This window comes from Rouxiella sp. S1S-2 (genome assembly GCF_009208105.1).
In the GTDB taxonomy this organism is placed as follows: domain Bacteria; phylum Pseudomonadota; class Gammaproteobacteria; order Enterobacterales; family Enterobacteriaceae; genus Rouxiella.
Genome location: NZ_WFKL01000001.1, coordinates 2,179,096 through 2,203,647, shown reverse-complemented (window position 1 = coordinate 2,203,647; position 24,552 = coordinate 2,179,096). Strand labels below are relative to the sequence as shown.

The following is a 24,552-nucleotide window of genomic DNA, read 5'->3' as shown; positions in this document are numbered from 1 at the left end:
AGCACAAAATGGAGAACGAATTAAAATAAACATAAAATAACAGGACGCCAAATTACGCACTCTTTGTCCTCACAACTTATCCACTGCGGTGACGGCCCGTTTTTGGCGGATCCCGATGAGGTAAAGTGCGCATCCCAACACGGCAAATAGCATAAGGAAATAGAATATCGCCGAGGGCCGAGCGAGATGGCTATCAAGTAAATAGCCAAACAGTATTGCGTTCGCGCCTCCGCCTAACATCGAAATATTCTGTACGCCAAAGTAAGCGCCTTTCATATCGTCTCTGGCAATCGCGTCGATAAACAGAAATTCGGAGGGAACAATAATCACCTCACCCAGAGAAAACAACACGGTGGCGATAATCCAGAATATAGTCAGCTCCGATACCTGATAAAACAACAAACCGCATATCAACAAACCGCTGCCAATCATTACGCTGAACACCATATTCTTATGGGTTATTCTTTTCCCTATTACGTATTGCAGCATAATAACGGTCGCGGCATTAATGCTCACGATCAGCGTAATCAACCTTAGCGCCTCCGACTCACTGACCACATACCCTAAATACTGCGATAAATAAGTGGCGAATCGCGCATATACCAATGCGCTAAACAGGCCTCCGAGCATAAAAAGTTGCAGCCGATTATCCGTCGCCAACACTTTAAAAGTCTGCTTCAGGCCGGTTTTAGGACCGCGTTGCGGACGAACTACCCGCAGATGCGCATGATAGCGACGATAGAACATCAGGAGGATCAGCAACGAAATGAAACTCAATCCTCCCGAAAGCCACATCGGTGCACGAACGGCAAACTGGCTGATGGTGATGCCCAGAATCGGCGCACTGCAAAAGGCAATATTAATGAGCGTATAACTTATAGAATACGCCGCGCTGCGCTGTTCAGCGGGCAATAAACCAGTCAAAAGTGACTTGACCGAAAGGTGCATCGTCGTGAAGGCCACCTCAATAATGACCAGCAGAATAAACACCTGAGTAAATTGGCGAGAAGCAGGCAGCACGGCATAGACCAGTACAGAGATCAAAATAGCCAACAGCAGCGCGCGCAAGGGGGTAAATCTGTCGACCAAGATGCCGCAATAGACTCCCGCCAGCGTGGCGATCACCAAACTGCCACCCAGCGCGTAGCCTGTCAGTAGCGGATTAAAGCCCAGCGTATGAGAGAGATAAATCGGGAAAAAGGTGAAGGTCAGCGCCCGGCTAAAATGTAAAATAAAATCCAGGATAAACAGCGGTCTTAAAAAAGAATTTCTAATCATATTGCAACAACTCCTTGTGACCAAACTGTGCCCATACCGCATCAATAGCCCCCGCCAGATCAACAGGATGCCCCAATGCTTCAAGGGATTCGCCAAGCGCATTGACCAGGCGGAGTACGTTTGCAGGACGGCATTGCTCACCCATTTGTCCAATACGTAGTAGCGGAGATCCAAAAGAGGCAGAAATTTCAACATGGTGCTGCTGCAGCAGATGGTCGATTAACGCCGCTGAAGAGAGCCAAAGCGGCAGATGAAATCCAACCACCGCATCCAGCCGAGTTGCAACCGGTGCCGCCAACGTCAGTCCAAATTTCACGATTGCCTTTTGTACCCCCTGCGAACTCCGCCGATGGCGCTCAATACGCAGAGGAAGCGTCTCTTCGTTTAGAAGCCGCAGCGCCTCATGCAGAGCAAAAATACCGTTCACCGGTGCGGTGTAGTGATATCGATGGTGATGCCAGAACTCCTTCGCCAGCAATGCGTCATAGCACCACTGAGTCGGGATAAAGTTGCGCTGAACCACGCTCTCCCACGCCTCGGGCGAGAAGGCAATCAGCGACACTCCGGGGATCGACGACAGCCCCTTTTGCCCACCGCAGAACACCACGTCCAACTGCCAGTTATCCATCAATACTTCGGTTGTTCCGAGCGTGCACACCGTGTCAACCACCACCAGCGCGCGGTGCTTCTTACACAGCGCAGCAATTGAAGACAGCTCGGGATTGAGAGTCGTAGACGATGTTTCGCCGTGAACCAGCGTGACCACGTCAAAATCTTGCTGTTCAAGCAGTGCGCGAAGCCTGTCCAACGGGAACGCATCCTTGCCGTCGAATTCAAAAAGTATCACCGAGGCTTTATGCCGTTGTGCCATCTCGAACATGCGCAAACCAAAATGCCCGGAGCTAATTGCCAGCACACGTGAGCCGCGATGAACCAGATTACCGATTGCCATTTCCGCCGCCGCGGAGCCGGGCCCGGAAAGGCCAAAAACCCAAGGGGTAATCGTCTGAAAGGCATAGCGCGCCATCGCCTTAAGTTGCTCAACTACCCCATCCATCCTTTCTCCGAGGTGGCTGGCAATGTGCGTATTCGCCTGTCTTACGGACGGGGGTTGTGGAACGGGCCCCGCCCCCATCAACAAGGTTTCATGAGGAAAAAAACTGCTCCCCAACGCTGGGAATTTTTTTGCAGGGATCATGCGACCTCCTCGGGACGAGAAAAACGCAGGTCCTCTACCAAACGAATTTTTCCGCTGACCGGATGACGCGCAAGTTGTTCGACCTGCACGACCCTGACGCGAAAATCCAGCAGCTCGATTGACACGCCGTCACCCGGGCGCAGGGAGGGTAAGGCTGCCTGCAAATTTTGCTCAAGCGCCTGTGTATCCAACGGCTGGGGAGCCTCAATGCTTACCTGCAACGTTTCCTGATGCCCCTTTTGACTAATGGTCAGCTGCAGCTGACCAATACCAGCCTCAGACAACACATCAGCAACCTGTTGATAATAAAGCGCTTTACGACCATTTAGAATGATTAGACCATCGCTACGCCCCAAAAACTCGAGTACTCGACCGCCATCCCGCTGCGGGACAATGCGCCCAACGTCACCGATTTTGTAGCGAATAAGAGGATATTCAAATTTTTGCCAATTGGTCAGTAAAATATGCCCACGCTCGCCGTCGGCCACGGGATTTCCGTGGTCATCAGCTATTTCAACATAGTTATAATCATCAACCAGATAATGCTCGACGCCCTGCAATGGCGGAGACTGGTAACCAATCTGCGCACCGTCATTGGCCGCCAGAATACTGTGAAACGTCTTAATACCCAGCGTCTCGATTAACCCTTCTTTACGGTGTTCAGGCCATAGCGCCCCACCATAAATGACTTTTTCAATGCGGAACTGTGGGTCGATTTGTTTTGCCTGCGAAAGCAGCGTATCGAGCAGGCTGGGGATGCCAATAATAGTATTGATATCAAACGTCTGATGTAAGTAAACCAACTCTTGTGGCGTAATATTCTGACCTACTGTGTAGGCCTCCACCGGCATCAGCGCCAGCTCCTGAGAAGAGGTCAGCATGCCACCATACATATGGCCGCCGTAAAGCGTGTTAACCACTCGGTCACCCGCCGCCAGTCCGATGTCATAAAGGGTTTGTACCGCTTCATGGATCATGTTTTGCCAGTCATCACGCGAGTAAGGAATATAGCGCGTCTTGCCGCCGCTAGACCCTGACACTAGCACCTCACCGGAAGGCGGTGCCTGAGACGCCATTGCTCTACCATACGGCGGCGAGCCCTGTTCCAGCGCCTGCTTGGTCAACACCGGCAATTGGTGCAGCTCTGCCACTGTTTGCGGCTGTGCAACCTGCTGGTAATGAGGTAGCCGTTGGGTCTTATAGAGTAGGAAACGCAGCCGACTGTCGAGCCGCTGGCGACGTTCGTCGGGACTTAATTGACGGCGAGCTTCGCTTAGGGAAACGCCTGCGTGATGCACTTTTACAATCAGCGGTGCGCTCCAGGCATCCAGTAAATCCACCGACAGTGCATAAGGCGCGCTGGCTCCCGGAGCAACCTGATAGCGGATCCCAGCTTTCCCCTGCACGCTGGCGTGGGTCTGTTCGGGAATAAAAATAACCGGCGCAGAGTCTTGCGGCGCATGGGTCAGCGCAAGATTGAACGGCGCAAACGTCTTCAGTCGAGATGCTCTTTCAATGATTTGCTGCCAAAATGGTTCAAAGCCGCTGTCCAGAGAGACCTGATTACCGGTCAGCCACGCGAGCAGCACTCCGCGCACCTCACCTTCCAGACTGGCGCTTTTCAAGGTTACAGACCCGAGCGGCAACAATTCGGTTACCTCGTTGGTGTAGGGATAGTAGACCCACGGAAGTGCATGCACATTTCCTAGCCTTATCTGCACCACCTGCTCTAACGCCGTTGCATCCAGCAGCGCCCTGATCTGCTCAGCCTGCCTGGCGGGGAGGGGATCCGCCCACTCGGCGTGTTGTTGTAAATCGTCAAACAGCGCCGCCAGTGTGATAATACGATCGGTCAAAAATTGCATGATGTCACCCTGCTAAAGTTATTGGATAAATTGTGTTTTTCGGTGAACTCAGTGAGTCGAAATTTCCGTTAAACATCGCTGCAGGAAGAGTTGTAATTGGTGTGGCGTCTCTGCGCGAGCAATCAGTGACAGAGGCAGAAGGTCTTCGTTATAGGTAAGAATATCGGCCTGTGCGCCTGTACGTTGAAAACTGACCAGATGAGGGCTGCTCAATATTCCCTCAGGGATATTCAGCATTTGCGCGTCGAGCGAGTGATGAGCTGGATAGAGCAAAAATCCAAAATAGTGCGTTGAAGCCGGCTGTTGACGAGGCAAAGGCAGTGCAAGGTAATCGCTTATTTCCACCGAAGGCAGATGCACGCCGGTTCTTGAGCGGTGGGTCTCTACGATACGGGCACCGCCGAGGCGATTGGCAGCCTCAAGAAATATGCATGTTTCTCCATCGTAAAATGCCTCGATGTGAAAGCAACCGCGCACTATTCCAAGTGCGGCAATCACTTCATCGATGAACCGGCGAAACGTATCGTTTAGCACCACCTGGAAAGATCCCACTGGCACACCGGCGAGGTACTTCAACGGTGAATTGATGTAGCGACTGGCCAGCAGGTGCTGAACCTCCCCTGCGATAACCACGCCGTCAAAATGATAAAGCGGTGCATCGATAAACTCTTCAAGCTCGTAGTTGTTCCATCCCGTTTTATCCTCAACATACTCCACCGCTGCCGCAAAGCTTTCATGCAGGGTGATCCCCTGACTCGACGCACCGTCACGTGGCTTACTGATTGTTTTCCCCCTCCAGCCTCCCTGGATAACTTGCTCTGGAGCATCAATAAAACGCGGGTAACGCAGTGTGCCCCGAGCAGCAATCCGCTGCTTCATTTTTACCTTGTCTCGAACCACTTCGATTTGCTCATAGGACGGTCCGGCCAGCCCCAGTTCTGCGCGAATATGACAAGCCTCAAGGATGCCATATTCCGACAGGGCAAGCAGTGAGGAGTAGTCATCACTTGGACTCACCCGAGCCAGCACTTCAGACACCAGATTCTTTTCCGCCGCGGGCGGGAGCACTATTTTTTGATAACGCAACGCCTCAGGCAGGTCACTCAGATGCTTCGCTAATCCGATATAGGTGACCTGATGCTGCTGGTGATCGATGACATGGTCATAGCGCATCTTTTTGAAAGGGGCCTGGTGCAAAATCAGTATTTTCATCGAGTCACCTCAAACAGGGAAATTCCCCAGCTGAATCCCATCGCACTGGTAGCCATCGCCAGCATGTCGCCCTTTTGCAATCGTTGCGTTTTCAGCAGTTGGCGCAGCGCTATCCAGTTATCACCGCCGCCCAGATGACCGTTGGCATGATAGTTAAATACACTGCGCTCACTGGGCAATGCCAGTCGCGTAAGCAAGGCGTTATGGACATTGATATCGCCCTGATTAATGAGCAAAAATCTAATATCGAGCAAATTCAGACCCGTTTTCGACAGGCTGCGGTCAAGTAATTGGCTGAGCATCTCCACATACACCTGCAGCAGGCCTTTACGGGTATAGTTTTTACGCGCAAGCACCCGCCCCTGGCGATACTCCCCCTGATACATATCGCACCATGTCGGGTCAGTCTGCATATCGCAGGCCGACAGAGTAAGCAAAGGACGTTCGACGCCAACCAGCAGCGCCGTCGCGCTATCGCCAAAATTAAACAAGGCACGAGATGCGGAGTCAGCATGGTCTATCAAACCACTTAACCGATCGCAGATAATCACCAGCGCCGTTTTCTCGGGATTGGCATTAACCCAGCCGGTAGCAATGGCAATACCCGTTGCCCCCGCATTACAGAAGTTAACGACTTCAAAACAGTGCGCCTGAGTCGCACCTAACTGTTCTGCGACTTTGGCGGCGGGAGACCAAAAAGGCTTATCCCACACGCCGGAGCCGCAGTAGATAATCCAGTCCAGCTGCGATGCAGCCACATTCCCCTGCTCCAGCACCTTCCGCGCAGCCTCGGTCGCATACTCCCAATCGCTTTTGTCGGTGTCGAATACAGAGAGAAAGGGAGCAGGAAGAATTTCCTCCAGCTCTTTAGCGTCCACACCCGACAGCCGTGCAATATCCTGCCGGGACACGTTGCCCGGCGGGATGACAGTTTCAAACGCGGTAATGCCTGCGCGCGTCATTATTTCACCGCCACTCGGTGAACTGTTCTTGACTGATTATCTTCGACGTCGGTCACTGCATGGTAGGCCGTCTCGGTTTTCCACAGCAGCAGGTCGCCCTTAGTCCACTTATGTCGATAGCCATGACCAGGATCGGTGACTAACGCTTCGACTAAATTGAGAAACTCCTGGTTTTCATTGGCATCAAAACCAATAACGTAGTCGAGATAGTCTTTAGCACCGTATAAATACGGTAGTTTGGTATAGGGATCGATTTTCACCAGTGGATGAGTGACGGGAGGATGGAGTTCATCGGCCTTTTTCATTAATTCGGTAATAGAATATCCGGCGTGCTCCGGGCGGATTTTAAAACGTTTCCTGACCGTATGAACCGCATCACGTCCGGCAATTTTGTCTTTCCAATGCGGTGAGAGCCTGTCATAAACATTCCCCGCGCTGGAAAAAAGCGTGTCCCCGCTCCATTGCGGAATATTTATACCGTGCAACAGCGTGTAGGTCGTCGGATTATCGGTATAAGACGAATCCTGATGCCAGAAATTACCCACTCTCGGCACACCGTAAGCCTTACCGTTAACCACCTCATTGGAGGAGATCATTATCTCCGGGTGTTCAGGGTGACGATATTGACTCATTACAAAGGGTACTGGTTCCCCGATTACACGTGCCAGTTCAACCTGTTCCCCAGGGGAAATATCGAGCCCTTTAAAAATAAGCAGTTCATTTTCGTGTAATGCATGCAGTACGCGGTCGCGAACTTCAGGTACACGAATATCGCGAATAGAAACATCATGAATTTCTGCACCGATATAATTGCTAACTTTTTCAATTCTCATTTTTAATTCCTCAGGAAAGATCGAGTGCGCTTTTTAAGGCGGAGGCAAAACGCTCTATCTGCTCAAGTGAATGATCCGGCGTCACGGTCACGCGAAAACGCTCTTGTCCGCGCGGTACGGAAGGATAATTAATGGGTTGCACATAAATTTTAAACTGCTTGAGAAGCTTATCGGAGACGGCTTTTATTCTGGCTAATCCAGGAATAATAATGGGCAGGATATGGCTTTCTGCATCAATAAAATCAATCTGGTGCCGACGCAGTGCCGCTTTCAAATGGCGCACGTTTAGAAATAATTTCTTTCGCCTGCCGGGGGCGGCTACTACCTTATTGATGCTGGTCAGCGTAGCCTCCAGTAATGCCGGTGGCAGTGATGTAGTGAAGATAAAACCGGGAGCAAGGCTGCGGATGCAGTCAACCGCATCTCTGTCGCCGACAATAAACCCGCCCGTGGTGCCTATAGCCTTACCAAACCCACCCTGAATAAAGTCAATATCTCTAACCTGCAGCGCTTCAATTAATCCTAATCCGCGCTCACCTAATACGCCGAAAGAATGTGTTTCATCGATAAAGGTTAAGGCATTATATTTCTTGGCCAAGCGTACAATCTCTTCGACGGGTGCGAAATCACCGTCCATGGAATAAATAGACTCAAACACAATAATCTTAGGCCGTTCAAAAGGCTCAAGAGAAAGCCCAATCTCTAGATGTTTTAAATCATTATGTTTGAATATATACTTCTCGACCTTACTCTTTTTAAGCCCCTCAATAATAGAGCGGTGATTCAGTTCATCGGAGTAAACCTTAATGTTATCAAATAGCCCGACCAGAACACCTAAACTTTCCGTATTGGCTAAATATCCATTATTAAAAACCAGAGCACTCTCTCGCTGATAAAGATCGGCCAATCTCTTTTCCAGAGCTACGTGCGCCAGGGTGTTCCCCGAGATATTACGTGACCCCCCAGAACCCGCACCATACCGGCTCAGTGAAGCCTTGAAATCATTAATAACTTGCTGATCCTGCCCCATTCCCAGATAGTCGTTACTGCACCAGACTTCAATCTTTTCATTCTGATAATCGGCCAGAGGAAAATGGCCGGCGCTGCGAGAGAACTCAAGGAAGTGACGATATGCTTCCGTAGATTTCAAATGCTGCAACGTATGGAAAAAAGTATCATTATAAATATCTTTATTCTCTACCTCTATTATCGACATAACTCACCTCTGCTATAAAATACAATCATTGATAAAGCACACCCTTAACAGCTCGACAATAAACCTTAAGTTAAATTTATTTAAATAAGTTTAATGGATAAGTATTATTAATTACCACAAAAGATAATAACCATAAGAATAAATGGCTAATTGCAGACAAGCGAAAACAGCGCAATATAAATTGCGCTGTTTTCTTACCTATTTATATTATTACTCTATACTGACGATCGCCTTACCAAGGTTTCCACCTTTTAGCATGGAAAGAAAAGCGTCTACAATATTATTAAAACCGTGGGTCACTGTGTCTTCTGGCACCACTCTTCCACTTTGAATATGAGGAATAATGAATTCCTCCAGCTCGTCCTGTAAATTTTTATAGTCGCGCACCAGGAAGCCTTGCAGAGTTAAGCTCTTACCCACAATATCAAACAGATTATAAGGGGCAACGGGCGGCGTTAACGCACTATATTGCGCGACTGCGCCGATAAGCGCCGCGCGCCCAAAATCTTTAAATGCAGCAATAGCAGCCTCTAGCTGTTCACCGCCCACATTGTCCAGATAAACATCGATGCCTTCAGGAATGACATCACGTAACTGAGCGCTTACCTTGCCAGATTCATAGACAAACGCATCGGTATAACCGAGTCTCTCAGTCAGAATTTTGGATTTTTCAGCATTGCGTGTGCTACCAACAATGCGTTTTGCACCAAGCAGAGCCGCAAACTGCGCCGCTGCCGAACCCACCCCGCCTGCCGCCGAGGAGACATACAGTGACTCACCGGGCTGCAAACGGGCAATTTTGGTCAATGCCACCCAAGCGGTAAGTCCCGTACCTCCTAGCAGACTGAGCCATGCACGTAACGGCACGCCCGCAACGGGGGCAATGACGCGACCTTCTTCCGGCGTCACCTGTGCATAGGTCCGCCAACCTTTGCGGTGTAATACCCAATCGCCTGGATGCAGTGCTGGCGCATTCGAGCGTATCACTCGCCCAATCGTTCTGCCCTCTAATGGTTCGTTTAATTCCCAGTCGCCGTCCATACATTCCCGCATATAAGGATCGACAGAGAAATGGACGTTTTCAACCCAGGCAGCCCCTTCTCCCAAGGATTCCAGAGGCTGCTCAACAAAGCGAAAATTCTCTGCGAGAGGCTCGCCGTGGGGCCTGGAAATTTGATGAACCAAAATATTATGCTGATTTATAAAGTTATCACTGCTCACATTAACTACCCTGTTAATCATTAACACGAAAGGTAACTGTAGTATCGGTTGGGTGAGGAGTTAAATGCGGATTAAGCAATAATTCTTAAGTTATTAGCATAAGCCTGCGTTTGTCCGGGTCTTTAGCCTGGCAACAGGCTGTTCTGGCTTGATTCCCGCTGGCACGCTTGAGTGAAAATAACAATTGAGAGGTGAGTTAGTGGCCGTTTATCGTCGATGAGAAGTACGCCTGACGCCACTGCGTCGGTGACACGCCGTGCACCTGTTTGAAGGCTTTTGAGAAATGAAGCTGGTTTTCATATCCCACCGAAATGCCCACCACTTTCACCGCTGTGTGTTCATTACACAGCAGGCTGATGGCGATACTCATGCGGAAATTGAGCAAATACTCTTTGGGCCCAATACCGTATTTTCCCTTGAACAGTCGGCACAAATAGCTGCGGTTAATATTGCAGTGGGCAGACAGGCTCTCAATGGTGAGGTTTTCGTGATAGCGGTTTTCAATCTGTTTGACTGCTTTTCGCAGATGCTGCGCCTTGTCATTATGCTGTTCGGCGGTCTCCTGCTGCATATTACCGATGAGCGCCGAGAAAAACAGATAACACAGGCCGAGCACCTTCAGGCGATGCTCATCACCGTGGGTGACTATTTGCCGCAAAAAGTGTTCGGCATTGGGATTTTCTTCAGGCTGATGGGGCCGATAAATGGGGAATTGGCGACTGAGGCGGCATTCTTCAAAAATCTTGTTGGCAATCAGCCCGTCCACCTCCAGCCACATGTAATGCCAGGGGTCGTGTTTGTCGGCGCAGTAGGTAGTGACGTCATGCGGATGGATCAAAAATCCCTCGCCCGCCGCGACGGGAAATGAACCGTAATCGCTGTGCAAAACACCGGTACCACTAATCACATAATGGAATAGATAATGCTGACGCACCGCGGGACCAAAGCGGTGGCATTTCTCGCAATTTTCCTCGCCATACTGGTACAGATTTAACTCGATATTGTCGGTGCGGCTCAGAGTAAAACTCTTATGCATCAGTCACAGCCTCTATTTTTTTTCCTACAGTACCAGTGTAGTTGAGGTTGTGTGGCCGTAAGACTAACAGATTAGGATCTTGCTCACAGTTTTCATCGTGCGTCATTTTTCGCCATAACAAGGTCACATTCGTCTATATCTCAGCCGCAGGTTGCAGGGTAATTTCAGCTTATCGAAAACGGCAGCAATGGAGAAATAGCATGATTAAAGTCACTTTTATGGGCGCAGGCAGTACCATCTTCGCGAAAAACGTACTCGGCGATATTATGGCGACGCCGTCACTGAAAGAAGTTGATATTGCGCTTTATGATATTGATAGCGCACGACTCAATGAATCTTTAGCAATGTTAAGCAATATAAACCGCAATACTAACGCAGGTCGGGCAAAGATAACGCCCTACCTTGGCGTCGAAAATCGCCTTGCGGCATTGAAAAATGCCAATTATGTGGTGAATGCCATTCAGGTCGGTGGCTACGACCCGTGCACCATCACCGATTTCACCCTTGCCAAAAAATACGGCCTGCAGCAAACCATTGCCGATACTCTCGGCATTGGCGGCATCTTTCGCGCGCTGCGTACCCTGCCGGTGATGTTTGATTTCGCTCGTGATATCGAAGCCGTGTGCCCGGACGCTTGGCTGTTGAATTATACCAACCCGATGGCGGCACTTACCGGCGCCATGCTGCGTCATACCGGCGTAAAAACGGTGGGACTGTGTCACAGCGTTCAGGTCTGTGCTCAAACGCTGCTGCAAAGTGTCGATATGCCTACCGATGACGTGCAGTTCCACATTGCTGGCATCAATCATATGGCGTGGCTACTGGACATTCGCCGCCACGGTGAGGACCTGTACCCAGAAATAAAACGTCGCGCCAATGCGCTACAGGGCAAACATGATGACATGGTGCGTCATGAAATTATGAAAACCTTCGGCTATTACGTGACTGAATCCTCTGAGCATAATGCCGAATATATGCCTTACTGGATCAAGCGTAATTATCCAGAACTCATTGATCGTTTTAACATTCCTCTGGATGAATATCCTCGTCGATGCATTGAGCAGATTGAAAAATGGCAGCAACAGAAGTTGGCGCTGACTCACGACGACAGCCTGACCCACACCCGCAGCCATGAGTATGCCTCTTATATCATCGAAGCCATCGAAACCGACAGGCCGTATAAAATTGGTGGCAACGTGCTCAATACCGGTTTAATCACTAATCTGCCTAGCGAGGCCTGCGTTGAAGTTCCCTGCCTGGTCGATGGACAAGGGATCTCCCCGTGCTTCGTGGGCAATTTGCCCGAACAGCTGGCCGCGCTGAACCGCACCAACATCAATACGCAGCTGTTGACCATTGAGGCCGCCGTCACCCGCAAACGCGATGCAATCTACCATGCGGCACTGCTGGACCCACATACCTCTGCCGAACTTTCGATCGATGATATTCGCAAGCTGTGCGATGAACTGATTGAGGCTCACGGCAGCTGGCTTCCCGCCTACCACTAATTATCCAACCTCCTCCAAACACACAAGGCGCAGGGATACCTGCGCCGTCTATCTGGGACGGTGAGCCATGTTTTATTTAAGAAACAAGAATTTTTGGATCTTCGGTGCTTTCTGTTTTTTCTACTTCTTTATCATGGGCGCAGTGCTGCCCTTCTTTCCAATCTGGCTGCACGACGTCAATCAGCTCGACCAACAACAAACCGGATTAGTGTTCGCCAGCATGGCGCTGTTTGCCTTGGTATTTCAGCCCGTTTTTGGCTTCGTGACTGACAAATTTGGTTTAAAGAAACATTTGCTGTGGATGATCATTGTTCTGCTGCTGTTTCTGGCACCGCTGTTTATTTATGTGTTTTCACCGCTGCTGCAAAGCAACTTTTTATTGGGCGCGTTGCTGTGCGGTATTTATCTTGGCTTGGTGTGCAGCGGGGGTTCGCCTGCAATTGAAGCCTACATTGAAAAGGTCAGCCGTCGCAGTCAATTTGAGTATGGCCGCGCCAGGTTATTTGGGTGTATCGGCTGGGCGATTTGCGCCTCGATTGTCGGTTATATGTTTACCATTAATAACCAGTTCGCGTTTTGGCTGGCATCGAGCTTTGCCCTGGTATTAGCAGGTCTGCTTTATCTATTTAAACCTGAGAAAAATAATGCACTCGCAGTGGCGGACGGGCTGGCGTTGAACCATAAACCGATTAAGCTAAAAGCGGCGTTAGGGCTGCTGAAAATGCGAAAATTTTGGTTTCTGGTGATGTATATCGTCGGGGTTGCCTGCGTGTACGACGTGTTTGACCAGCAGTTTGCCAACTTTTTCACCTCGTTTTTCAGCGACAGGCATGCCGGTACACAGGCGTTCGGCTATGTCACCACGCTGGGTGAGTTTTTAAACGCCTTTATCATGTTTTTTGCGCCGCTAATCATCAACCGCATTGGTGGTAAAAACGCCCTACTGATTGCCGGATTGATTATGTCAGTACGCATTATCGGTTCGTCGCAGGCAGATTCGGTTACCGCAGTGATTTTCCTCAAAACCCTGCATATGTTTGAAGTGCCGTTCCTGTTGGTAGGCATATTCAAATACATCACCACCCAGTTTAACGTTAATCTTTCTGCGTCGATTTATTTATGGGGTTATTGCTTCTTCAAGCAGTTGTCGGCAATAGGCATGTCTTATGCCGCAGGTCTGATGTATGTCAGCTACGGTTTCAAAACTTCTTATTTAATCCTTGGCTGTATCGCCCTGCTGTTCACCTTCATTTCGGCCTTTGCCCTGAGCGGTAAAACGGCAGTAATAAGTCAGGAGGGTTCACGCCCGGTCGCGGCAAATTAACCTGGAGGTAAACCCAATTTGCGCATTCAATAAGTCACGTTGACGGTCACGGTATCGGCATAATTGCCGGGAATATGATTGGCATTCGGGACAGTGGCATAAACCGTGTAGCTGGTTGCAGAACCTGTACCCGTGCCGGCAACGCTGTTCAGCGCGGTGCTGCCCCAAACCGTGCCATTGGGTCCCGGCGTGGAGCTTAATTGATAAGCAACCTGATCGGTGTTCGGCGCGCTCGCCACCATCACACCGCTGCCTACGGTGCTGTTATTTGAAGGCGACAGGCCCACGGTATAAGGCGTGGTGTTAGTGCAGTTCACACTGAGGGTATTGCTGGAGGTGGTATTCACAGCCCTATTATTGACCGGGCCAAGACTAATATTGCCATTGGTCGTGACGTTACACTGTTTAGTTATCGTGGCCATCACGATAAAACTAAAGGTGGGGCCTGCCGTTGTGCCACAGCCCGCCGGGGGAACTAATAGTCCAACATTATACGTCGCGCTGGCGTTAATCGCCGTAAAATTATCTGCATAGCTGCCTGGCGCGGCCGTGGTCTGTGGTGTTATGAGCTGTCCATAGACGGTCAGGCTTCCGGTTGTGGGAATAATCGCCGACAGCAGACCCAGGTTGATAATAACCGGCGAGGAGCCCGCGACGTATTGGCTCCCCCACACAGTGCCGTTTACCGACCCCTGATATAACTGATAGTTAAGGCTGCTTGCGGGCGTGACTGTCTTCGCCATGCTGCGCGGATTAATCTGCGAGGTGCTGGTAGAGGCTCCAATATTGACACACATGTTCACACCGGCCAGCGTTTCAAGCACGCCTTTGGTGCAAGAATAGTTAAAGGTCATCGAGGTGTTGTTCGTCGCCGCTACCATCGGGGCAACCGGGCCAAAATTAACGTTCGAACCCCCGCTGAAGGTGCAGGTTATCGCATAGCTCAGAGTGGGACAGAGCCCTAACACGCCCAATAAAAAAAGATTTCTTAACCGCATTTTGATGACTCCTTAACCTCGTAAGCCCTACCTACAGACTAACGGGCCAATTTGTAGAATACCCTCAGCCTTAAGGGGATAGTCGAATTGAACGGAACAGACGCCCGTGGCCGTGGTCACCAACAGTCGGTTGTGTAGTTCCAGTGAGTCGAAGTAGACCATTCCATCGAATCCCACTGGCACACTCTGTCCCTGGCTGGAATTAAGCTGCACTTGACTGCCCTCCGGTATAACCTTGCCTTGAGCATCGGTTAATATCACCTGCGCGGCCCTCACTGGCGTAATCGTAAAGTTCACCAAAGTGCCAGACCGGTCGCCCGGCGTTGCGTAAGCATTAACTCGGGTAATACGCGTGTTGGAGGGCAAATCCAGAGGGTCGATAGTTAACAGATTTTTTTGATAACTGTTCAGTGGCGTGACCAGTAACAGCCCTTTATCATTGCTGGTGCCCACGAGATTATTTTGCAGTTTGATCGGTACATTTGGCACGCCGTCGGTAGAAACTACCGCAAAACCATTATTTATTTCCCGAGTGGCAAACAGGCCACCGCCCATCATCACTACGGCACCACTGGCTCCCGCATAGCCATAATGAGTATCCGGCAAGCTGCTATACCCGGTGTAAACTTTTCCGTAACGCCCCTGATAACCCACCTCACCCTGCCCGCTTTGCTGCGAACTTTGCTGATTGGCGGCAACGTTCCAGCCCCAGCCCCCTTCAGACGGCAGTGACTGAGCAGCGTTAAGCAGATAGCCAGTTTGATCGTTGTTTCGCTGCACGCTGGTGCTGGCGGAAAGACGATCGCTGAGCGTCACCGATACCGTCAAATAGACGCTGCGATCGCTGTTGTTATCGATGTTTTGATTGAAACCGGCGTTAAGATATACCCTGTCGGACAATGACTTAAACCAGTTGGCGGTGGCGTAGCGTATCGCGCTTTCTTGCGGGTAGCGAAACTGCAAATAGCCCACACTGAAATTGCCGAAATATCCCGTATCAAAACCAACCACGGCGTTGCCATTCAGTGCCGGTGGTGCGCTGCCGTAGTGGGTCGCGACATCATGATAATTACCGGTGGTGGCCGTGGCGCTGGCGGCGAAGCTCAATTGATTTTGAGACCAGCGATACCCCGCGCTGTAGAGGGAACCACTCTTGCCTCGGTCGGTGCTGACCGCCAGCGAGGTTGAAAACGTGCCGCTGCGGGCACCGGGTATCCAGTCGCTGCTCACCCCACCGTTTGCAAGCCCGTCGGTGGCTTCAGAGTGCACGCCGGCGGTAAAGCTATTGCTTACGCCATAGCGCCAAGTGCCGCTGACCGCGGGCGAACTGCCGTAATCATAGGAAGAGTAGCCATAATTTTTACGTACTACGCCCAACTCGGCCGACCAGTCGGTTAACCCCTGGCGCAGCAACTGTTGGTCATTATAAAAAGAGAAACTCTGTGTCGTTGTTCTGCCCAAAGCGTCGGTCATTACCACCTGTGCATTACCGGCTCCAGTAATATTCGGCATGGTGTTGATTTCAAAATTTCCCGCTGGAACCTGACCGTTGTAATACTTCATGCCATTAACAAACAGTTCAACGCTGGAAGGTAATGTTGCCGAGCCTAAAAAAGACGGCAGAGGCGCAGTGCGTAGATAAGGCTGCAGGCTATAATCGGTGCCAATCTGAATACCGGCAATGCGCGTGGGGCGTGACCATGATAATGAACTGGTCAATGTATCACCCATCGTCAATGCCAATAATTTATCGGGAAAGGATGAACGCCAGCTGGTATCCAGACGGCTGAATTCTTTACGTTGGCCTACATTATTATTCTGCTCTGCATACTGCGTAAGCTGGGTTGAACTGAATACCCCGGCTGAATTAAAAGCGCGCAGCTCGGTAAAAGTATTCGCGGTGATGCCTTGTTGTTGTGCGGTATAAATATCATAGTTCAGCAGCACACCACGGGAGTTAGATACCGTAGCGCGTTCGGCATCCAACTGATTAAGCTCAGTGGTGCCTAAATCCAATATACCCAAGGGCGCATGCAGCGCCAGCGTTTGCAGATGGGCATCATAATCTATTTGCAACTGCGCAATATCATTCAGACACACCGCATCGGTGTTCTCTTTCGGCAGCCGAAACCCTAACTGCCGCAGGTTTGCAGCACTTGCGTATAATTTTTGATCGGCATAACCAAAGTGTGCCAGGCCAGCATGATTGCCATTAACGGTTACATCAAGATATAAGTCGACGCCGGGAACGTGCGTTTTATCATTAATAATTCCTTGCGCCGCGCCGTTAACATTATTAACGTCCGCGATCGCGCCACATGATATTAATATTCCGTTTAGTAAAACTATTTTCGCCAAACGCCGTGGATTCTTATAAGTTCTGTAGGTTTTTTTCACCATTTATCGTTACTTCAATCTTGCTACCATGGATAGAGTTATCGCCAGAGACTGGTAATACCCAGCGCATAGTCGCTCCGGGAAGAACGTAACCTAATAGTCCAGGGGTAATTGTTTTACGAACACCTTGAGTATTTATATAGGTTGCTGCTGATAACTGAGCATGGCTATTTCCCTGATTATGAACTTCCATAAAAGAATTCTTACCCACATGCACAAGCGTCCACTGTAGCTTAACCGTACTCGGGGGCATGTTTGCAGGTTGAATAAATACAGGTACTGAATAATGCAAAACAAACTCTAACTTATTTTTTTGCAGCGTCGTGGGGGGCAATTCATCGATAGATAATCGATATGCATCTTCTTGAACTGCAGAAGAAGGCCCGGTGCGTATTATGCGTATCAGCTGTTTCTCACCGGGTGCCAACGCCAGCATAGGAGGACTGGCAACCAATCCTTGAGAAGTAGCAAGACTGTCGCCGTAGTTATTTTGACTCCAGCGATAGACCCGAACCTGAGCATTAACGACGTTGTCGCCTTCATTGCTTAACCAAAGGCCACCGGCATTTTCATTGCCCGGTAGCGTTAATGTTACCGGAGAAACCTGCAGGCCGCTGGCAGCAGCCTCGGTTCCCCAAACCGTTGTCCCTAACAAGCATGCGAAAACAAACTGCCGCACAAGCAATTTCAACATACATCTCCTATCCTGGATCGGTAATTCTGGTTCAGTCGCTTATTTCTGAATTAATATTTAATTATTGTCTGGATAATGAATACTGGCTCAGTAATTAACATTGACGGTAACGACGTCGGCATAAGCATCAGGGGTAAAGTTGGCGCTCGCTGCAGTTGCATAAACGGTATAAGGCTGTGCCACTCCGGACCCAATTCCCGCCACGCCATTCCCTGCGGCAGTGGTCGTTGCGGTATTTCCCCATACCTGCCCCGTTGGTGAACCCTGAGTCAACTGATAAGGGACTTTATCGGTATTTGTTGCGGCGTTGGCAAGTGAAGACATCGCGCCCGCGCCCGTAGACCCACCGCCGTTTGCACCGGACGGAGCCAAACCAATAAAGTAAGGAGTCGTTTTAGAACAATTAACATTGATTGTGTTATTTGCCGTGACGTTCGTTTGGCTGGAAGAAACGGTTGACCCAAGGTTAATGTCGGAGGCCGTACCTGCAGTCACGGCGCAAGACTTAACGATAGTAATGAGGACGCGAAAAGTTCCCGACGCAACGTCTGCATTTGCAGAGGGGATCATAGCTAAGGCCATGCAAGATAAAAGTAAACTCGGTGCCAACTTTGATTTCATATCTTAACCCTCATGATGGAAAGCAATATTTTTATGATATGCAGTTAACAAACACATTAGTGAATATAATGTAATAGCGATCGTTGCGCTAGTTTGAAATTAACTAATGAGAGCAAATCCACAATTTAGCGTTGTCAGTCACATTTGCTGAATCATTTCTCTCGGCATTAACGAGTTAAATATCACGCTAATCATTAATTAACTACTAATTTTATTGGGCAAAAAAAAACAGATTCATCTGTGATTTTTAGCGCATACAGCCCAATCCAAAACCACCTTAAATAACTGAAAAAAAAGGTTATTTAAAAACAAAACTCATAAAAAAACCTTATACGTAACCGGTTTCATGCGTTGCAAAAAGCTGCACTCGCCAGGGCGGCGTATTTTTTAGGCATGCAGCAAGGCAAGGTCGTGACAGCGGTCAACACAACCAAAATATGTATCATTTTTATTTATATAAATAAAAATGATATATAGCTGACACTTCAGCGCCACGTTGTCCAACTTTCCCCATGTAAAACAACGCTGCACGCATGCTGTGCGTGCAGCGTTGGCCTCGTCGACAGAGCCGATAGAAACACTCGAGGCCTGATGGCGGTTGAAACATGAGACTACTGATAATAAAAACATGTTTATAAAAGCATGGCATTAAAAACAGTATTGACTCTATTTGAAATACCCGTAGAGTGGATTTCAACGGCAGCGATAAATAGCTAACCGTTGATGTGAACTTTTTCTTATGTAATAAAATAAGGAGGCCGTTTCACTGATTTTATATATTGCGATAAAGGCTACGAAGTGTGTTTTTTGGGAATGTCGAGGCGAAGAATAATAATATTCTTACCTGACCACGCACTAAGGCCACGCAGTCAGTACCGACAATCGCAGGGTGTGGAACAAAACGCGATGATGTAAGGCTATGTTTCAACAATGTTTAGTTGCGATAACGTCTTCCAGGAAGACTTTTAACAACATCGCAATGAAAGTAAAGCCACGCATCAAGAGTATATATCGCGCGGGGAATGAGCATGTTGGATAACCCTTCAAACATGTACATTTGAAGCAGTATCAATAACGTACCAAGTTATTAAGTGTATTAATGTTCAATCTTAAGTTAGAAGTAACCTAAAAGCCCTGGCTGCAACAGTCAGGGCTTTTTCTTTTATTCTAAATCGGCATGCCGGGTAAACATCCTTTCTGAGGTTTCACCCATCTCCGCCATCAGCGACAGCACGACGGCGTCATAAACCAGAAAACAGAGTTGTTCAAAGGCCGATCCCATTGGCTGGATCGACGTAATGTCGATGCCCTGATTTTTAAGTTTTGGAGAAACGCCAGGCAACATGACGACAACGTCCGCCAACCTTGCGATTGACGATTCTCTATCCATTGTTACCGTAGCAATGCTGACCGTTGCCGATTTGGCTTTGTTGGCCAAAGACACCAGACTGCCCGTTTCGCCCGATCCCGAGGCGACAATCAGCAAATCTCCCGCTTTGGTGTGAGGCGAACTTATCTCTCCGACCAGACTGACGCTAAAGCCTAAATGCATCAACCGATTAGCCAGTCCACGAATTCCGATGCCGCTCCGCCCCGCTCCAGCAAGAAAAATGTGTTTCGCCTGGCGTATAGCCGTGACAAGACTTTCCAACTCCGCGTCTTCAATATACTGAGAATTGTATGTTAACTCAGACAGAATTTGCTGAGTTAATTGGCGTATACTCATCGGATTACCTTACGCAATGAAGAAAATTAAAATCAGTTCTCGTCCATTAATTTAACAGCGGTATCAAAATCCGTAATTAATGTATCGAGGATCCCGGAACGCAGCGATGCCAGTACGGCTTCATACTTATCTTCACCGCCCGCCACGCCAATAACGTTATTGGTTTTTTTTATCTGCTCATGACTAATTCCAAACCCGAGCTTGTCTATCGGGCTTTCAATAACCTTGCCCTTTGAGTCGATGAATGTAGTACATATATCAGCACATACGTCATGAGCCAAAAGGCCTTCACGCCACTCATCAGGGAAGATGTTAAACAGGCTCGACGAGCCTGACTTCCAGGCCCCAATGCCGGTGATAATGACGTCAAGGTTGGTATAAAACCGGCGAGCTTCAGCTACAAACTGGTCATTGGCGATTTGCCTGGCGACATTCTCGTCATCGACCCACATCGGCAAATAGATTGGGTAAGCCTTACCGTTGCTTATTGATGCAATTTTATGAATTAAATCAATAGGGCTTTGGCTAAACTCTATCTTGGGATGCACGCCGGCAAGTTGAACAACGTGCAGTGGCGGAAGTTCACGCAGGGTACTGACAGTGCTTGATAATACGCGACCCCAGGCAATGCCCACTTTCATATCCTGCTTGAGATGATCACTGAGGTAATTAGCGGTAACGATACCCAGTTTATCGGTAAGCAGTTGCCTGTCGCCGTACGAATCAATCATTGACAGAACGACAGCATCGTTAAGTGAGTACTTATTACAGATATTCTGAGCCAGCTCTTCATCAAGTGCTTGCTGCTTGGGGAATACAAATTTTACGTATTCATTTTCTATCGCCTCGGCAATCAGGCGGGCAACTTTAAATCGGGAAATACCCATTTCATCGGCTATTTCACTTTTTGTCTTCATTTCAGAGAAGTATTTTTTTGCCACAAATGAATAAATATATTTTGGATTATCAGAAAGCCATTTTTTACTATTATTTTCCGCCACTGCTTTTTTCATCCACTAATACCTGCTCTCTAGACATCGTATACTCACCAATCGCCGATGAGCGCTAATACTCCCTATGCCTGCGAGAGTATCAGTTTTCATGCTTTATGAGTAATGGCAGTTAGAGCTCCGGGAGCAACAGCGCTTTGCCGACCAGCTCAGTGCGATCAACGATAGCATTGAAGATATCAGGTGCCTTACCAAGCGGCAGCCGATGCGTGATGATGAGCTCCGGACGTATCGCTTTTTTATTGAAAAAATGTACGCTGTTCTGCCATTCTTTACCGGGGAACGGGGCCGATACACAGCTCCACGAGCCTAATACTTTCAGCTCACTGCGCATAATCTTCTCAAAGTAGAACCGTTCAACGTGAACATCGGCATAGGGAATGCCCAATAACAGGACCTCGCCGCCTTTTTTGGCATAGGCAAACACCTGTGAGGCGGTGATAGCACTTCCGGCAGCTTCAATCACCAGATCGGCATTTAAGCCGTGGGTGTATTCAGCCAACACCTCAAGCACATTTTCTTTGGCCGCATTGATCGTTTTATCGGCCCCGTTCTGAATGCACATCTCCAGCTTACGGTCATCAACGTCTATCGCAATAATTTGTCGCGCGCCCCAAACGCGAGCCCACTGAATACAAAGCAGGCCGATACTGCCGCCCGCGCCCACAATAACCACGTCATCGCCTACGGTAAAAGAGGTACGATAAAGACCATGCAACACCACGGTTGAAGGCTCTATCATTGACGCACTTTGGTAATCCAGAGAATCAGGGATTTTCACCAGATTCTGCGCCGGCATGTTCACGAAATCAGCGAAACAACCGGGAACTTTGGCGCTCATCGCATGAAGATTATCGCTGCGGGCAAACTCCCCTTTGAGATAAAAGTAGTCCTCGCCGTCAAACAAAGCAGGACAACCGGTAACGCGATCGCCGAGTGCGAGGTTCTTCACACTGCGCCCCACTTCAACAACAACGCCCGCAAATTCGTGCCCCAACGTCATCCCTGCCGTATGCGGCCCGAATTTGGCATATTTCGAGGTATCAGAACCGCACACTCCGGCCGCTTTAACCTGAACAATAACGTCCGTATCGCCTTTGATTTTAGGTTCTGGAATTTCTTCCAGACGTAAATCTCGAGCACCGTAAAAGTTTACCGCTTTCATAATAGCCTCTTGAAATTAACTAATTAAAGGATACGTCTCTATTTGGCAATCGCTGCATTCAGGCGCGCAGCATTTTCAATTTTATTGCCATTAAAAAGTTCCCCTCCCACCACAATAAGTGAGACGCCTGCCTCTCTCAGCCTGGTGGCTATTTCTGCGTTAACGCCCCCGTCAATTTCAATTGCGATATCCTTATTTCCAATAATATCGCGAGCCTCCTGTACTCTTTCAAAGGTAAGCTCAAGGAAACGCTGTCCCCAATGGCCCGGATTAATTGACATAATCAACACGTAGTCGACGTAGGCAAGTAAATACTTCAGACTCGACAGCGGCGTTGAAGGATTATAAACAATACCGGCCTTAATTCCGGCCTTGCGTATTTTTTGCAGAATGTCAATATGATGAATTGTCGCTTCATAATGAATTGAAATCATATCGACACCAGCAGCAATCACTTTATCAATTATTTTTTCGGGTGCCGACACCATAAGATGCACATCGACCTTCATGACAGTGTTCTTTTTAATTACGCTAACGTGATCGGGGCCAAACGCAATATTAGGCACCAGGCTACCATCCATCATATCCAGATGCAGAGTCCTAAATCCCTGTGCCTCCAGAAAAGTTATCTCACTTTTTAACGCCATCAGGTCGGCACCAAAAATTGAGGGGAGTATTTCAGCCATTTTCATACCTCAGAGTAAAATAAGTGAATTTTAATGTACGAGGCCATAAACCCAATAAATAATAACGTTCCATATTTCGGAGAATGTCACATCAGTTCCCTGACCCGAGATACTCACACCGGCACTATTGAGCATTTTTGTGGCACCTGGTGCGACATAGGCTGCGAGATACAAGGTAATGACACAAAATACGACCGTCGAAATAATGGAGCACAGCAAATTCCCTTTACTTGCCATCGTACAACCTACCGAGATATAGCAGACCGACATTAACAGTCCTACGGGGAAAAACTGGATCCCCGGCAGTATCAGCGCACATAATATAACCAGAGGAATGGAAATAACCGTGGTCGTGATGGTCGTGGCATCACCTAAACCCAGCGCGATATCCATACCAATATTTAATTCCGAGCCAGGCCCCATCCGTTTGGTCATGAAGTTTTTAGCCGCCTTACCTATGGGTGAAAGGCCGTCCATCAGCACGCTGACCACTTTGGGCATTAACACCATCACAGCAGCGATACCCATGGCCATATTGATAGTGACAGTAAGGTCTTGACGCGTTAGCGCAGCAAGCAAAATACCGACTAAAAAGCCAATAATAATAGGCGTGCCCAATACACCCAGACGCCGGTTGGCCGTTTCAAGGCTGATATCCATCTTGTTGAGCCCGGGAATAAAATCGATGATTTTATTGACCAACATGGCAATGGGTATTCCCCAGCCAGAATAGATAATTGTGGTGCAGGTGGTGCCTTCAAGACCAAAGTAGTCCTGCCAGCGTTTAGCAATAAGATCGCCGATAAATAACGCGATAACCGACATGACGAGTGTGATACCCAGGCCAATCCAGAAACTGCCAAACAGAAAATAGGCCAAGGCTCCTGGGATCAGGAAATGCATATAGTTCCAGATATCGACATTCATTGTTTTGGTGAGTTTGAGTCGCACCAGCAGGAGATTAATTGCCAATCCCAGTGGAATAGCCAATGCTGCAAAAGGTGCAACCCATGAGGCCGCCCCCACTGCGGGCCATCCTACATCGAGAATAGTATAACCGGAACCCAATTTCGCATAGTGGCTAACGGCCGGTTCCAATGAACTGGATAGCAATTTCACCACCAGTGTTAAGCCAATAAATCCAACGCCTACCATCAGCCCAGACTTTATGGCCTCAGAGAATTTCATCCTAAAAAATATTCCCAATAGGGCAATAACAATAGGAAGAATAGCCGAAGCGCCCAAGTTGAAAATTGTATGGATAATATTAATTACAGAGTCCATTATCGTGTCCTACTCTTTATTAGCAAGCTGCTGTAAAACGACACCCAACTTTTTCCTTAACGCGTCTTCATTTATCCCTGTGACAAATCCCATAATGTTCATGTAAGGCTTATCTATCTCCCCTTTATAATTATTTGTTGTGAGCACAATGTCGGCATTATTTATTTCACCTATCAACTCACTCATGCTGCATTTATTAATTTTATAGCGAGTGATCCCATACTCCTCGCAGACTGATTTAACTTCATCAGCAGCGAGGGTTGAAGTGGCAACACCACTTCCACAGGCAACAAGAATGTGAATCATATCTACTCCATT

General features: G+C 48.7%; 21 protein-coding genes. 2 read left to right on the top strand and 19 right to left on the bottom strand.

Annotated elements, in window-relative coordinates:
• Positions 1–69: 69 nt before the first annotated feature.
• The 9 genes from GA565_RS10345 to GA565_RS10305 all read right to left on the bottom strand — a co-directional run bounded on the left by GA565_RS10345 (position 70) and on the right by GA565_RS10305 (position 10,821).
• On the bottom strand, positions 70–1,278 hold the full coding sequence (locus tag GA565_RS10345) for an MFS transporter (protein ID WP_152198386.1): 1,209 nt from the start codon (positions 1,276–1,278) through the stop codon (positions 70–72).
• Positions 1,271–2,476, bottom strand: coding sequence for an alanine--glyoxylate aminotransferase family protein (locus tag GA565_RS10340; protein ID WP_152198385.1), 1,206 nt, complete (start codon positions 2,474–2,476; stop codon positions 1,271–1,273). The genes GA565_RS10345 and GA565_RS10340 overlap by 8 nt, the downstream gene beginning before the upstream one ends.
• On the bottom strand, positions 2,473–4,341 hold the full coding sequence (locus tag GA565_RS10335; protein ID WP_152198384.1) for a phenylacetate--CoA ligase family protein: 1,869 nt from the start codon (positions 4,339–4,341) through the stop codon (positions 2,473–2,475). The genes GA565_RS10340 and GA565_RS10335 overlap by 4 nt, the downstream gene beginning before the upstream one ends.
• 48 nt (positions 4,342–4,389) lie before the next feature.
• On the bottom strand, positions 4,390–5,553 hold the full coding sequence (locus GA565_RS10330) for an acetyl-CoA carboxylase biotin carboxylase subunit family protein (protein WP_152198383.1): 1,164 nt from the start codon (positions 5,551–5,553) through the stop codon (positions 4,390–4,392).
• Positions 5,550–6,515 carry a 3-oxoacyl-ACP synthase III family protein gene (locus GA565_RS10325; RefSeq protein WP_152198382.1) on the bottom strand — a complete coding sequence of 322 codons (966 nt, stop codon included), beginning with the start codon at positions 6,513–6,515 and terminating at the stop codon, positions 5,550–5,552. The genes GA565_RS10330 and GA565_RS10325 overlap by 4 nt, the downstream gene beginning before the upstream one ends.
• Complete coding sequence (locus GA565_RS10320) at positions 6,515–7,348, bottom strand: TauD/TfdA family dioxygenase (RefSeq protein ID WP_084982470.1); 834 nt, start codon at positions 7,346–7,348, stop codon at positions 6,515–6,517. Before GA565_RS10320 ends, GA565_RS10325 begins: the two co-directional genes overlap by 1 nt.
• Before the next feature lie 10 nt (positions 7,349–7,358).
• Complete coding sequence (gene hemA, locus GA565_RS10315; RefSeq protein ID WP_152198381.1) at positions 7,359–8,564, bottom strand: 5-aminolevulinate synthase; 1,206 nt, start codon at positions 8,562–8,564, stop codon at positions 7,359–7,361.
• Positions 8,565–8,774: 210 nt separating this feature from the next.
• Positions 8,775–9,785, bottom strand: a complete 1,011-nt coding sequence (locus GA565_RS10310; RefSeq protein ID WP_226950941.1) for an NADP-dependent oxidoreductase — start codon at positions 9,783–9,785, stop codon at positions 8,775–8,777.
• Between the two features lie 196 nt (positions 9,786–9,981).
• The gene (locus GA565_RS10305) at positions 9,982–10,821 is read right to left on the bottom strand and encodes an AraC family transcriptional regulator (protein ID WP_152198379.1); all 840 of its coding nucleotides are present in this window, start codon (positions 10,819–10,821) and stop codon (positions 9,982–9,984) included.
• A gap of 200 nt (positions 10,822–11,021) precedes the next feature.
• On the opposite strand from GA565_RS10305, the gene GA565_RS10300 reads away from it, so the two are divergent.
• Both GA565_RS10300 and GA565_RS10295 read left to right on the top strand, forming a co-directional pair.
• Entirely contained in the window at positions 11,022–12,329 is a 1,308-nt protein-coding gene (locus tag GA565_RS10300; RefSeq protein WP_152198378.1) for an alpha-glucosidase/alpha-galactosidase, read from the top strand.
• A 67-nt stretch (positions 12,330–12,396) separates the two neighbouring features.
• Positions 12,397–13,653 carry an MFS transporter gene (locus GA565_RS10295; protein WP_152198377.1) on the top strand — a complete coding sequence of 419 codons (1,257 nt, stop codon included), beginning with the start codon at positions 12,397–12,399 and terminating at the stop codon, positions 13,651–13,653.
• Between the two features lie 26 nt (positions 13,654–13,679).
• Here the strand turns inward: GA565_RS10295 and GA565_RS10290 are convergent, their stop codons facing one another.
• From GA565_RS10290 to GA565_RS10245, 10 genes are all read right to left on the bottom strand, one after another.
• On the bottom strand, positions 13,680–14,651 hold the full coding sequence (locus tag GA565_RS10290; protein ID WP_152198376.1) for a spore coat protein U domain-containing protein: 972 nt from the start codon (positions 14,649–14,651) through the stop codon (positions 13,680–13,682).
• 27 nt (positions 14,652–14,678) lie between these two features.
• Complete coding sequence (locus tag GA565_RS10285) at positions 14,679–17,051, bottom strand: fimbria/pilus outer membrane usher protein (RefSeq protein WP_152198375.1); 2,373 nt, start codon at positions 17,049–17,051, stop codon at positions 14,679–14,681.
• A complete protein-coding gene (locus GA565_RS10280; protein WP_152198374.1) occupies positions 17,023–17,742 on the bottom strand; it encodes a molecular chaperone in 720 nt (239 codons plus the stop codon). The genes GA565_RS10285 and GA565_RS10280 overlap by 29 nt, the downstream gene beginning before the upstream one ends.
• 87 nt (positions 17,743–17,829) lie before the next feature.
• Positions 17,830–18,363 (bottom strand): spore coat protein U domain-containing protein, encoded by a 534-nt coding sequence (locus GA565_RS10275; protein WP_152198373.1) that lies wholly within the window; start codon positions 18,361–18,363, stop codon positions 17,830–17,832.
• Positions 18,364–19,525: 1,162 nt separating this feature from the next.
• The gene (gene hxlB, locus GA565_RS10270) at positions 19,526–20,089 is read right to left on the bottom strand and encodes a 6-phospho-3-hexuloisomerase (RefSeq protein ID WP_152198372.1); all 564 of its coding nucleotides are present in this window, start codon (positions 20,087–20,089) and stop codon (positions 19,526–19,528) included.
• 32 nt (positions 20,090–20,121) lie between these two features.
• Entirely contained in the window at positions 20,122–21,102 is a 981-nt protein-coding gene (locus tag GA565_RS10265; protein WP_226950940.1) for a sugar-binding transcriptional regulator, read from the bottom strand.
• Positions 21,103–21,211: 109 nt separating this feature from the next.
• Entirely contained in the window at positions 21,212–22,264 is a 1,053-nt protein-coding gene (locus GA565_RS10260) for a galactitol-1-phosphate 5-dehydrogenase (RefSeq protein ID WP_152198371.1), read from the bottom strand.
• A gap of 38 nt (positions 22,265–22,302) precedes the next feature.
• Positions 22,303–22,956, bottom strand: coding sequence for a ribulose-phosphate 3-epimerase (rpe, locus tag GA565_RS10255; protein ID WP_370518032.1), 654 nt, complete (start codon positions 22,954–22,956; stop codon positions 22,303–22,305).
• Positions 22,957–22,980: 24 nt separating this feature from the next.
• On the bottom strand, positions 22,981–24,234 hold the full coding sequence (locus GA565_RS10250) for a PTS transporter subunit IIC (RefSeq protein WP_152198370.1): 1,254 nt from the start codon (positions 24,232–24,234) through the stop codon (positions 22,981–22,983).
• 9 nt (positions 24,235–24,243) lie between these two features.
• A complete protein-coding gene (locus GA565_RS10245) occupies positions 24,244–24,540 on the bottom strand; it encodes a PTS sugar transporter subunit IIB (RefSeq protein WP_152198369.1) in 297 nt (98 codons plus the stop codon).
• Positions 24,541–24,552 lie beyond the last annotated feature (12 nt).

Bases quoted from the DNA above. Each gene is read 5' to 3' on its own strand.
- GA565_RS10345 (WP_152198386.1), bottom strand. From the start codon at position 1,278: ATGATTAGAAATTCTTTTTTAAGACCGCTGTTTATCCTGGATTTTATT.
- GA565_RS10340 (WP_152198385.1), bottom strand. From the start codon at position 2,476: ATGATCCCTGCAAAAAAATTCCCAGCGTTGGGGAGCAGTTTTTTTCCT.
- GA565_RS10335 (WP_152198384.1), bottom strand. From the start codon at position 4,341: ATGCAATTTTTGACCGATCGTATTATCACACTGGCGGCGCTGTTTGAC.
- GA565_RS10330 (WP_152198383.1), bottom strand. From the start codon at position 5,553: ATGAAAATACTGATTTTGCACCAGGCCCCTTTCAAAAAGATGCGCTAT.
- GA565_RS10325 (WP_152198382.1), bottom strand. From the start codon at position 6,515: ATGACGCGCGCAGGCATTACCGCGTTTGAAACTGTCATCCCGCCGGGC.
- GA565_RS10320 (WP_084982470.1), bottom strand. From the start codon at position 7,348: ATGAGAATTGAAAAAGTTAGCAATTATATCGGTGCAGAAATTCATGAT.
- hemA (WP_152198381.1), bottom strand. From the start codon at position 8,564: ATGTCGATAATAGAGGTAGAGAATAAAGATATTTATAATGATACTTTT.
- GA565_RS10305 (WP_152198379.1), bottom strand. From the start codon at position 10,821: ATGCATAAGAGTTTTACTCTGAGCCGCACCGACAATATCGAGTTAAAT.
- GA565_RS10300 (WP_152198378.1), top strand. From the start codon at position 11,022: ATGATTAAAGTCACTTTTATGGGCGCAGGCAGTACCATCTTCGCGAAA.
- GA565_RS10295 (WP_152198377.1), top strand. From the start codon at position 12,397: ATGTTTTATTTAAGAAACAAGAATTTTTGGATCTTCGGTGCTTTCTGT.
- GA565_RS10290 (WP_152198376.1), bottom strand. From the start codon at position 14,651: ATGCGGTTAAGAAATCTTTTTTTATTGGGCGTGTTAGGGCTCTGTCCC.
- GA565_RS10285 (WP_152198375.1), bottom strand. From the start codon at position 17,051: ATGGTGAAAAAAACCTACAGAACTTATAAGAATCCACGGCGTTTGGCG.
- GA565_RS10280 (WP_152198374.1), bottom strand. From the start codon at position 17,742: ATGTTGAAATTGCTTGTGCGGCAGTTTGTTTTCGCATGCTTGTTAGGG.
- GA565_RS10275 (WP_152198373.1), bottom strand. From the start codon at position 18,363: ATGAAATCAAAGTTGGCACCGAGTTTACTTTTATCTTGCATGGCCTTA.
- hxlB (WP_152198372.1), bottom strand. From the start codon at position 20,089: ATGAGTATACGCCAATTAACTCAGCAAATTCTGTCTGAGTTAACATAC.
- GA565_RS10265 (WP_226950940.1), bottom strand. From the start codon at position 21,102: ATGAAAAAAGCAGTGGCGGAAAATAATAGTAAAAAATGGCTTTCTGAT.
- GA565_RS10260 (WP_152198371.1), bottom strand. From the start codon at position 22,264: ATGAAAGCGGTAAACTTTTACGGTGCTCGAGATTTACGTCTGGAAGAA.
- rpe (WP_370518032.1), bottom strand. From the start codon at position 22,956: ATGAAAATGGCTGAAATACTCCCCTCAATTTTTGGTGCCGACCTGATG.
- GA565_RS10250 (WP_152198370.1), bottom strand. From the start codon at position 24,234: ATGGACTCTGTAATTAATATTATCCATACAATTTTCAACTTGGGCGCT.
- GA565_RS10245 (WP_152198369.1), bottom strand. From the start codon at position 24,540: ATGATTCACATTCTTGTTGCCTGTGGAAGTGGTGTTGCCACTTCAACC.